A 9388-nucleotide genomic window follows, 5' to 3' on the forward strand; every position below is an offset into this window, starting at 1 on the left:
ACCGAGGGAGCGTCGTCCTGTGGTCCCTCTTCCGGCTGCTCGAACGCCTTGTGGGAATAGTCGGTCACGGCCACGCCGACAGATTACTGGTGAGTCCCCGTTGAGGACACGGCTCGCGGGTGGATTGGAGTATCTGGCCGTTCGTCGATGAATGTTTCATGTCCCCATAGGGTGGACGGGTGCTCGTTCTCGCCGGAGCCCCGATCGGCCAGCCCAAAGACGCGTCCCCACGGCTGCGCGAGGTGCTCGCCGCGGCCGACGTGATCGCCGCGGAGGACACCCGCCGGCTGCGGCGGCTCGCGGCCGACCTGGACATCGCCATCGGTGGCCGGGTGGTGTCCTACTACGACGCCAACGAGAGCGCGCGGGCCGCCGAGCTGCTGGAGGCGCTGCGCGAGGGCCGCACCGTCGTCGTGATCACCGACGCGGGGATGCCGGGCGTCTCCGACCCCGGCTATCGGCTCACCCGCCTCGCGGTCGAGGCGGGCCTGCCCGTGACGGCGCTGCCGGGCCCGTCTGCGGTGACGACCGCCCTCGCCGTCTCCGGCCTGCCGAGCGACCGGTTCTGCTTCGAGGGGTTCCCGCCGCGCAAGCCGGGGGAGCGGGTCAGGCGGCTGGCGGCGCTGGCGGCCGAGGAGCGCACGATGGTGTTCTTCGAGGCGCCGCACCGCCTGCACGCGACCCTTGAGGCGATGGCGGAGGCCTTCGGCGCGCAGCGGCCCGCCGCCGTCTGCCGGGAGCTCACCAAGACCTACGAGGAGGTACGCCGCGGCGGCCTCGGCGAGCTGGCCGAATGGGCCGCGGGCGAGGTCAGGGGCGAGATCACGCTGGTGGTGGCCGGGCGCACCGCCGAGGAGGCCGCGCCGGTCATCGAGGAACTGGTCGAGGAGGTGGCCAGGCGCGAGGGCGCGGGCGTGCCGCGCAAGCAGGCCATCGCCGAGGTGGCCAAGTCGGCCGGCGTCCCCAAGCGCGACCTCTACAACGCCGTCCATAACGCCTGACCAGCGAGAACACCGGCCGTCCGTAACCACCGACCGAACGCCGCGGGCTCAAGCCCGACGTGGTGTTCTACGGGCGAGAACGCTCTGTTCGGCAGGGTGGACGGGGGAGGCGCCAGCACGCTGACACCGGGAACCGCCCGCAACCACCGGCGGAACGCCTGACACCGGAAGCGCCCGGCCCCTGCTCAGGGGGCCGGGCGCCGTGTCAACGGAGCGAGGAGCCGCGCCGCGACCACGGGCGCAGCGAGGACGAGCGCAGTGGCAGCGGCCGCAGGGACCAGGGGCGCAGGGACGACAGCCGCGGCGAGGGGCGGCCCAGCAGGCCGGCGGCGGTGATGCCGGCGGCGAGGCAGGCGAGCGGCACGGCGGGCAGCAGATAGCGGTAGTCGAACTCGGCCGTCGCCGCCGGGGCCAGGATCAGCCCCACCGCTCCCAGCCAGGGCAGCAGCTCGGGCCCGCCGAGGTCGCGCCAGCGCCGCAACACGCCGTACAGGCCGAACAGCAGCACCAGGCCCAGCACGAGGCCCGGCAGCCGTACGACCTTCTGGTAGCCGATCATGATGTCCGACCACGGCGAGACCACGTGTGTCGCGGCCGGGCCGTTCTCGTACGCCTCGGCGTCCTTGTCCGTGGTGCTGTGGTAGGAGCTCCACTTGGGCAGCTTGCGGGTGTACTCGTTGTCGAACTCGTACTGCAGGAAGGTCTTGGCGTCGGGGAACCGCGGACGGCCCCACTGGAAGGCGCGGAAGAAGTCCTTGGCCACCGCGGCCAGATAGTCGCCCGGCTGCGCCAGGATCGCCTTCTTCGCGAAGGCGCTCGCGTTCGCGTTGATCTCGGGGGTGAACTTCATCCCCGAGCCGAAGACGTGGAGCTGGTTCTGGTCGTCCCACCACAGGTACGCCTGGGCGGACAGCCCGCGGTCCTTGGGCGGGATGTTGATGCACAGCAGCGCCAGCTCAAGCTCGCGGCGCTCGTCGATGTCCATCTTGTGGCAGTCGGCGAACAGCGACGTCCTCATGTAGAGGATCACCCCGTCGCTGTTGGTCATCGCGAACTGGCCGTTGACCGCCTTGAACCAGCCCATGTAGCCCACCACGGGCAGCGCGCACGCGACGACCATGGCGACGATCGGCTTCCAGCCCGCCCGCTTGATCACCAGATAGCCCACGACCAGGGCGAGGATGGGCAGGCCGATGCTCCGGGTCAGCGCCGTCAGCGCGAGCAGCAGCCCGACCACGGCCCCGCTCCGCCAGGTCATCCGTTCCCGCCACAGCACGAGCGTCACCACGCCCACGACGAGCAGGATGAACATGGTGTCCGACATGATCAGCTGTTCGAGCTGGATCTGGTAGGCGTCGAACATCACGGGGACTGCGGCCAGCGTCGCCCCCCAACCTGGCATCCCAAATCTTCTGGTCAGCAGCGCATAGATAAGGAACGCCGCCGTCAGCCCCATGAGGTGCTGGGTCAACACCACGAGCGAGAAACTGTGGAACGGCTTGAGCAGCAGCAGCCAGAAGCTGTACCCGTCCGGGCGGATCGGGTGCGGACGCGGGCGCAGCGCCACCGACACGTAGTCGTAGGAGTCGTTGAACCACATGGCCGGGCCGAAGCCCAGCATCGTGATGACCCGCAGCACGAAGGCGACGCCGAGCGTCACCGCGAAGACCCTGTGCCGGCGCAGCAGGGCGAGCGGACGGCCCCAGCCCCCGGCCGGAGAGACGTCCACCGACGGGGGATCCGCGATCGCGACCATCACAGTCGCGCGGATTCGACCGCCTGCTCCAACCGGCGGATGAGTCCGCGCTTCCTCCCCTCGAATGTCGCCGGTGCCTTCCATGGAACGCCCACGGGCGTGCGGCGCGGGAGAACCGCGCCACCGGGAGCCCCGCCACCCGGGCGGAGTTCCGGCCCGTCACCTGTGGGCATACCCTGCACGCCGACGTGGCCGGCGCGCTGAGAATTCTCCGGGCCGGGCTCGTCCTCTGCGACGCCGCTTGGCCGGCGACGCGGGGAGCCCGCCGCCCCAGCGGTGGGTGGAGTCACGGTTACAGAATGCCAGCCGTTTCACGGACTTGACTCGGGCGCTACGGGGAAGCGGGCATCATTGGTGTCCTGCCGTCATATGCGAGGAGTTGCGACGTGGAACTTACCGTTGTCATGCCATGCCTCAATGAGGCCGAGACCGTTGAGATCTGTGTTCGCAAGGCTCTCACCTGCATGCGCGAGAACGGAATAGACGGCGAGGTGGTCATCGCCGACAACGGCAGTACGGACGGCTCCCAACAGCTTGCCCGCGACGCGGGCGCCCGGGTTGTCCATATTGACGAGAAGGGTTACGGCAACGCCCTGATCGGCGGCATCCGTGCCGCCCGCGGCAAGTACGTCATCATGGGCGACGCCGACGACTCCTACGACTTCACGAACCTGATGCCCTTCGTCGAGCAGCTCCGGGACGGCGCCGAGCTGGTCATGGGCAACCGGTTCCGCGGCGGCATCGCTCCGGGGGCCATGCCCCCGCTCCACCGTTACCTGGGCAACCCGGTCCTGTCGTTCATCGGCCGGCTGTTCTTCCCCAGCGAGATCGGCGACTTCCACTGCGGGCTGCGCGGCTTCCGCCGCGACTCGATCCTGCGGCTGGGGCTCCAGACCGGGGGCATGGAGTTCGCCTCCGAGATGGTGGTGAAGGCCACGCTGCAGGGGCTCGACGTCCGCGAGGTGCCCACCACCCTGTCGCCCGACGGCCGCTCCCGCCCGCCGCACCTGCGCTCCTGGCGGGACGGCTGGCGCCACCTGCGCTTCCTGATGCTGTACAGCCCGCGCTGGCTGTTCTTCATCCCGGGCCTGGTGCTGATGAGCCTCGGCCTGGTCGCCGGGGCCGTGCTCTCGTTCGGCCCGGTCTACATCGGCAAGCTCGCCTTCGACGTCGACACGCTGGTCGGCGCGTCCGCGATGGTGGTCATCGGCTTCCAGGCCGTCCTGTTCGCGCTGTTCACCAAGGTGTACGCGGCCGAGGAGGGCTTCCTCCCCGAGGACCGGCGCATCCGCAGGCTGGTCGACGTCGTCACGCTGGAGAAGGGCCTGCTCGCGGGTGGCGCGCTGGCCGTGGCCGGTCTCGCGGGCCTGGTGGCCTCGCTCGCCCACTGGGGCGGCAAGGGCTTCGGCGAGCTGATCCCGGCCGAGTCGCTGCGCCTCGTCGTGCCGTCGGCGACCGCGTTCATCATGAGCTTCCAGACGATCTTCGCGTCGCTGTTCATCAGCATCCTCGGCATCCGCCGTACGCGGGAGAACCCGGTCGACATCGCGGCGTCCGCGGCCGAGGAGGCCGCCGAGGCCGTCAGCCGCGAGGCCGAGACCGTGGCCGACCGCGAGTCCGTGGCCTGACACGCGCCGCGCCGGCACGGTGTCCGCGCGGGACCGCGCCCGCGGCGCGCGCCCCGCGCTGACAGGGCCTCCGTGGCGCGCGTCCCGCGCTGACGAGGTCTCCGCGGCGCGCGTGGCGCTCGCCCCGCGTCCGGGCGCGGCGTACGGCGGTTCAACCCGGGGAGTCATCTCTCCGGGGCCGATAGGATTCGCACATGGCGGCTACAGGAACGACTGCATCCGGGGAGTCGGCGTTCTACGTGACGACGCCGATCTACTACGTCAACGACGCCCCGCACCTGGGCCACGCCTACACGACCGTCGCGGGCGACGTGCTCACCCGCTGGCACCGCCAGCGCGGCGAGAAGGTGTGGTACCTCACGGGCACGGACGAGCACGGTCAGAAGATCATGCGCACGGCCGAGGCGAACGGCGTCTCGCCGCAGGAGTGGTGCGACAAGCTCGTCGAGGACGCCTGGAAGCCGCTCTGGGAGCACCTCCAGATCGCCAACGACGACTTCATCCGCACCACCGAGCCGCGCCACACCGACCGCGTGCAGGAGTTCGTGCAGGACCTGTACGACAAGGGCGAGATCTACAAGGGCGAATACGAGGGCCCCTACTGCGTCGGGTGCGAGGAGTACAAGTCGCCCGGCGACCTGCTGGAGGGCGACCTGTGCCCGATCCACAAGCGCCCGGTCGAGTGGCTGAAGGAGGAGAACTACTTCTTCCGGCTCTCCGCGTACGGCCCGCGCCTGCTGGAGCACTACGAGCAGAACCCCGACTTCATCCAGCCCGCCTCGGCGCGCAACGAGATCGTGCAGCTGGTGAAGCAGGGCCTGCAGGACCTGTCGATCTCGCGCTCGACCTTCGACTGGGGCGTCCCGATTCCCTGGGACCCCAAGCACGTCATCTACGTGTGGATCGACGCGCTGCTCAACTACGCCACGGCCGTCGGCTACGGCTCCGACCAGGCGAAGTTCGACGACACCTGGCCGGCGAACGTCCATCTGGTCGGCAAGGACATCCTGCGGTTCCACGCGGCGATCTGGCCGGCCATGTTGATGGCCAACAACCTGCCGCTGCCGCGCAAGATCTTCGCCAACGGCTGGCTCCTGGTCGGCGGCGAGAAGATGAGCAAGTCCAACCTCACCGGCATCTCGCCGCGTGACCTGACGAGCCACTTCGGCGTGGACGCCTACCGCTACTACTTCCTGCGGGCGATCCCGTTCGGCCAGGACGGCTCGTTCTCCTGGGAGGACTTCTCCGCGCGCTACACCTCCGAGCTCGCCAACGACTTCGGCAACCTGGCGTCCCGGGTCGCCGCGATGATCGGCAAGTACTTCGACGGCGTGCTGCCGGAGGCGAAGGACGCGGGCCCGGCCGAGCAGGCGATCGCGGACGGCCTGGCCGCGGCGGTGGCCCAGGCGGACACCGCGATCGGCGACAACCTCGACTTCGCGGGCGGCATCGGCGCGATCTTCGACTTCGTCAAGCAGGTCAACGGCTACCTGAGCGACCAGGCGCCGTGGAAGGTCGCCAAGGACGCCTCGCCCGAGGGCCAGGCGCGGCTCGCCACGATCCTCTACACGGCGGCCGAGTCGCTGCGCGCGATCGCGGTGCTGCTCAACCCGGTCATGCCCGCCACCAGCGAGAAGCTGTGGGCGTCCCTCGGGGCGGAGCCGCACCTCGGCGCGCTCGCCGACCAGCGGATCGCCGATGTCGCCACCTGGGGCAAGCTGCCCGCCGGGGCGCAGGTCGTCAAGGGCGAGATCCTCTTCCCGAGGCTGGAGAACGCCTGACCATGTCGCGTGAGCGTCCCGCGCCGCCCGATGCGCTGCCGGGTGAGGTCTTCGACAGCCACTGCCACCTGGACATCATGGTCGGCAACCGGCAGGCGTCCTCGGGTGACCCGGTCGCGCTGGCGGCCCAGGCCGCCGGGGCGAGCGTCGAGTCGATCCTCGCCGAGGCGAAGTCGGTCGGCGTGACGCGGCTGGTGACGGTCGGATACGACCTGCCGTCCTCCCGGTGGAACGCCGAGGTGGCGGGTCGGCACCGGGACGTCTACGCGGCCGTGGCCATCCACCCCAACGAGGCGCACGCCGCCACGCCCGAGGTCCTCGCCGAGATCGAGGACCTCGCGCGGCGGCCGGACGTGCGGGCGGTCGGGGAGACCGGCCTCGACTACTTCCGCGACTGGGCGTCGAAGGACGACCAGCACGCGAGCTTCCGCGCGCACATCGAGATCGCCAAGCGGACCGGCAGGGCCCTGGTGATCCACGACCGCGACGCGCACGACGACGTGCTCGCCGTGCTCGCCGACCAGGGCGCGCCCGACGTGGTCGTCTTCCACAGCTTCTCGGGCGACGCCGAGATGGCCAAGCGGTGTGTGGACGCCGGTTATTTCATGTCGTTCTCCGGCCCGGTGACGTACAAGAACGCCGGATATCTGCGCGAGGCGGCGGCGGTGGCGCCGCCCGAGCTGATCCTGGTCGAGACCGACGCGCCCTACCTGCCGCCGACGCCGCACCGGGGCAAGCCCAACGCGCCCTACCTGATCCCGCTGACGCTCCGCTGCCTCGCCGAGGTCAAGGGCATGGACCTCGCCGACCTCGCCGCCCGGATCACGGCCAACGGCGAGACCGTCTTCGGCGCCTGGTAGCGCGGGAGACACTGGAGGCATGAGTCTGCTCGGGCCGGTCGAAGTGCGCGCACTCGCGGAGAAGCTGAACATCCGGCCGACGAAGAAGCTGGGGCAGAACTTCGTGATCGACGGCGGCACCGTCCGCCGGATCGTCCGGCTCGCCGGCGTCGAGCCGCACGACGTGGCGATCGAGGTCGGGCCGGGCCTCGGCTCGCTCACCCTCGCCCTGCTCCCGGAGGTCGCCGAGGTCGTCGCCGTGGAGATCGACCCGGTGCTGGCGGAGCAGTTGCCGCTGACGGTCGCCGAGCGGGCCCCCGAGGTGGCCGGCCGGCTGAAGGTGGTGCACGCCGACGCCCTCAAGGTCGGGCCGGTCGAGCTCGGCACCGAGCCGACCGCGCTGGTCGCGAACCTGCCCTACAACGTGTCAGTGCCGGTCGTGCTGCACCTGCTGGAGGTGCTGCCGTCGCTGCGGCGCGGGCTGGTGATGGTGCAGTCGGAGGTCGCCGACCGGCTCGCCGCGACGCCGGGGTCGCGCATCTACGGCGTTCCCTCGGTGAAGGCCGCCTGGTATGCGGAGGTGCGCCGGGTCGGCCCGGTCGGGCGCAACGTCTTCTGGCCCGCGCCGAACGTCGACTCCGGCCTGGTCTCGCTCGTACGGCGGGAGCCGCCGGTGACGACGGCGACCCGGCGGGAGGTGTTCGCCGCCGTCGACGCGGCGTTCGCGCAGCGCCGCAAGACGCTGCGGGCCGCGCTCGCCTCCTGGGCCGGTACGGCGGCCGCCGCCGAGAAGGCCCTGCTCGGAGCGGGGATCGACCCCTCGGCCCGCGGAGAGCAACTGAAGATCGAGGACTTCGCCCGCATCGCCGAGCAGCGGGCCGCGGCGGCGACCTAGAACCGGTTGGAACCGGTTCAGATCGGCCGGCGGCCGAGGTAGGCCAGCAGCGCGGCCACCGCGTCGGCATCGTCGCCGGCATCGTCGCCGGTTTCGATGGCGGGAGCGTACGCGCCGTAGGCCCGGAGGGGTTCGACGATCCGGGTGGCGACCTCCATCAAGGGCACGGCCATCTCCGGGGTGAGCGGCGAGGGCCGCCCGGTGGCCACGGCGATGTCCCAGGCGTGCACCGCCGCGTCGAGCGCGCACGCGCCGGCCGCGAGCCACGCAGGCATGGGGCCCTGGGGGAGCGGCACCGGCACCTGCTCTGCGTCGTCGTCCACCGTCGCCCAGGCGCGGGCCGAGTCGTCCAGCGCCGCGACCTGGTCGCCGACGACTTCGGCCTTGTGCTGGAGGGGTGCGCCGCCGTACGCGTGCCCGACCCCGAACGCACGCGCGAGCTGCGGCGGCGCTTCCTGGCGATGGCGCTGGCCGGTATCGCGAGAGCCGCCGAAGAGGGGGTCGATGGGGGTGCTTTCCCCGGCCCGGCTCCGGAGCCGGGCGAGCTGAACTGGCGGTGGCGGCGACCCCGTTGATCGGGCCAATTTGGACGTGATCGACGGGAGATCCGTTCCATCGAAGAAGTGTGATTTACATCACACCGAGCACATGTGTCGATCAGTGACAATTCGTGACATTGCGGCGACGGCGGCCCGTGTGATCAGCGAAAACGTGACGGCCGCCGAGAGGGTGCGGGCGGCGGCGACGGTCGAGATCTTGACGGGTGACTCAGACCGAAAACCACTAGGGCGGTCACTGACAGCAAATCCTCAGATAGCTTTTAGCCGTCCTTTACTGACGGATGGGGCGCAATGGCGCCCGACGATCAGACCAGGGAGTAGTAAGTTGAAGCGCACCCTCACCCTCGGCGGCATCGCGGTCGGCCTGCTGGCCTCTGCGGCCGTCGCCACCCCCGCCCACGCGGACTCCGTTCCGCACGACACCCTGGCCAGCACGAACTTCGCCGCCCAGCAGGTCGCCGCGTTCTGGTACGGCCAGAACAAGGCCAACCTGGTCAACGCGACGCCGTACGCGGTGGAGACCACGGTCCCCACCAAGCACGTGTCCACTGGCGGCGCCTCCGCCGACACCAAGGCCGGCGTGGTCGGCTCCAGCGGTGACAAGAAGGCCTCCTCCGGCACGTCGAAGAACGTGAACCTGCCGAAGACCACCGGCAAGGTGTTCTTCATCGGCGCGGACAAGAAGCCGCACTGGTGCTCGGCGACCTCCGTGCAGAGCCAGTACAAGAACCTGGTGGCGACCGCCGGCCATTGCGTGTACGACACCAAGAGCAACAAGGCGACCCTGGACAAGTGGGTCTTCGTCCCGGGTTACTACAACGGCAAGACGCCGTGGGGCATCTACGTGGGCAAGACCGCGTACACCCACTACGACTTCGACGTCTACGAGGACGGCGACCGCGACTACGCGTTCGTGACCGTCTACAAC

The 9388-nt window shown here is 70.3% G+C and carries 8 protein-coding genes; 6 read left to right on the forward strand and 2 right to left on the reverse strand.

Translation table 11 applies throughout. The features are described from left to right. Positions 1 to 179 precede the first annotated feature (179 nt). Entirely contained in the window at positions 180 to 1001 is an 822-nt protein-coding gene (gene rsmI, locus FLV34_RS35655) for a 16S rRNA (cytidine(1402)-2'-O)-methyltransferase (RefSeq protein ID WP_147945200.1), read from the forward strand. A gap of 205 nt (positions 1002 to 1206) precedes the next feature. On the opposite strand, the gene FLV34_RS35660 is transcribed toward rsmI, so the two are convergent. After that, entirely contained in the window at positions 1207 to 2757 is a 1551-nt protein-coding gene (locus FLV34_RS35660; RefSeq protein ID WP_205831174.1) for a hypothetical protein, read from the reverse strand. A 386-nt stretch (positions 2758 to 3143) separates the two neighbouring features. Between FLV34_RS35660 and FLV34_RS35665 the strand changes: the two genes are divergently transcribed. The 4 genes from FLV34_RS35665 (at position 3144) to rsmA (ending at position 7900) form a co-directional block, all read left to right on the forward strand. Beyond that, entirely contained in the window at positions 3144 to 4385 is a 1242-nt protein-coding gene (locus tag FLV34_RS35665; RefSeq protein ID WP_221890027.1) for a glycosyltransferase, read from the forward strand. Between the two features lie 194 nt (positions 4386 to 4579). Continuing rightward, on the forward strand, positions 4580 to 6166 hold the full coding sequence (gene metG, locus FLV34_RS35670) for a methionine--tRNA ligase (protein ID WP_142651994.1): 1587 nt from the start codon (positions 4580 to 4582) through the stop codon (positions 6164 to 6166). A 2-nt stretch (positions 6167 to 6168) separates the two neighbouring features. After that, entirely contained in the window at positions 6169 to 7026 is an 858-nt protein-coding gene (locus FLV34_RS35675) for a TatD family hydrolase (RefSeq protein ID WP_147945201.1), read from the forward strand. Between the two features lie 19 nt (positions 7027 to 7045). Continuing rightward, complete coding sequence (gene rsmA, locus FLV34_RS35680) at positions 7046 to 7900, forward strand: 16S rRNA (adenine(1518)-N(6)/adenine(1519)-N(6))-dimethyltransferase RsmA (protein ID WP_142651992.1); 855 nt, start codon at positions 7046 to 7048, stop codon at positions 7898 to 7900. Between the two features lie 17 nt (positions 7901 to 7917). Here the strand turns inward: rsmA and FLV34_RS35685 are convergent, their stop codons facing one another. Further along, on the reverse strand, positions 7918 to 8484 hold the full coding sequence (locus FLV34_RS35685; RefSeq protein ID WP_147945202.1) for a hypothetical protein: 567 nt from the start codon (positions 8482 to 8484) through the stop codon (positions 7918 to 7920). A gap of 301 nt (positions 8485 to 8785) precedes the next feature. On the opposite strand from FLV34_RS35685, the gene FLV34_RS35690 reads away from it, so the two are divergent. Further along, a partial coding sequence (locus FLV34_RS35690; protein WP_369074162.1) for a serine protease occupies positions 8786 to 9388 on the forward strand: 603 nt, incomplete at its 3' end.

Origin of the sequence: Microbispora sp. CSR-4 (genome assembly GCF_008033685.1) — a bacterium.
Taxonomy (GTDB): Bacteria; Actinomycetota; Actinomycetes; order Streptosporangiales; family Streptosporangiaceae; genus Microbispora.

Coding starts and splice junctions, on each gene's coding strand:
- FLV34_RS35660 (WP_205831174.1), bottom strand. CDS start 2,757: ATGGTCGCGATCGCGGATCCCCCGTCGGTGGACGTCTCTCCGGCCGGG.
- metG (WP_142651994.1), top strand. CDS start 4,580: ATGGCGGCTACAGGAACGACTGCATCCGGGGAGTCGGCGTTCTACGTG.
- FLV34_RS35675 (WP_147945201.1), top strand. CDS start 6,169: ATGTCGCGTGAGCGTCCCGCGCCGCCCGATGCGCTGCCGGGTGAGGTC.
- rsmA (WP_142651992.1), top strand. CDS start 7,046: ATGAGTCTGCTCGGGCCGGTCGAAGTGCGCGCACTCGCGGAGAAGCTG.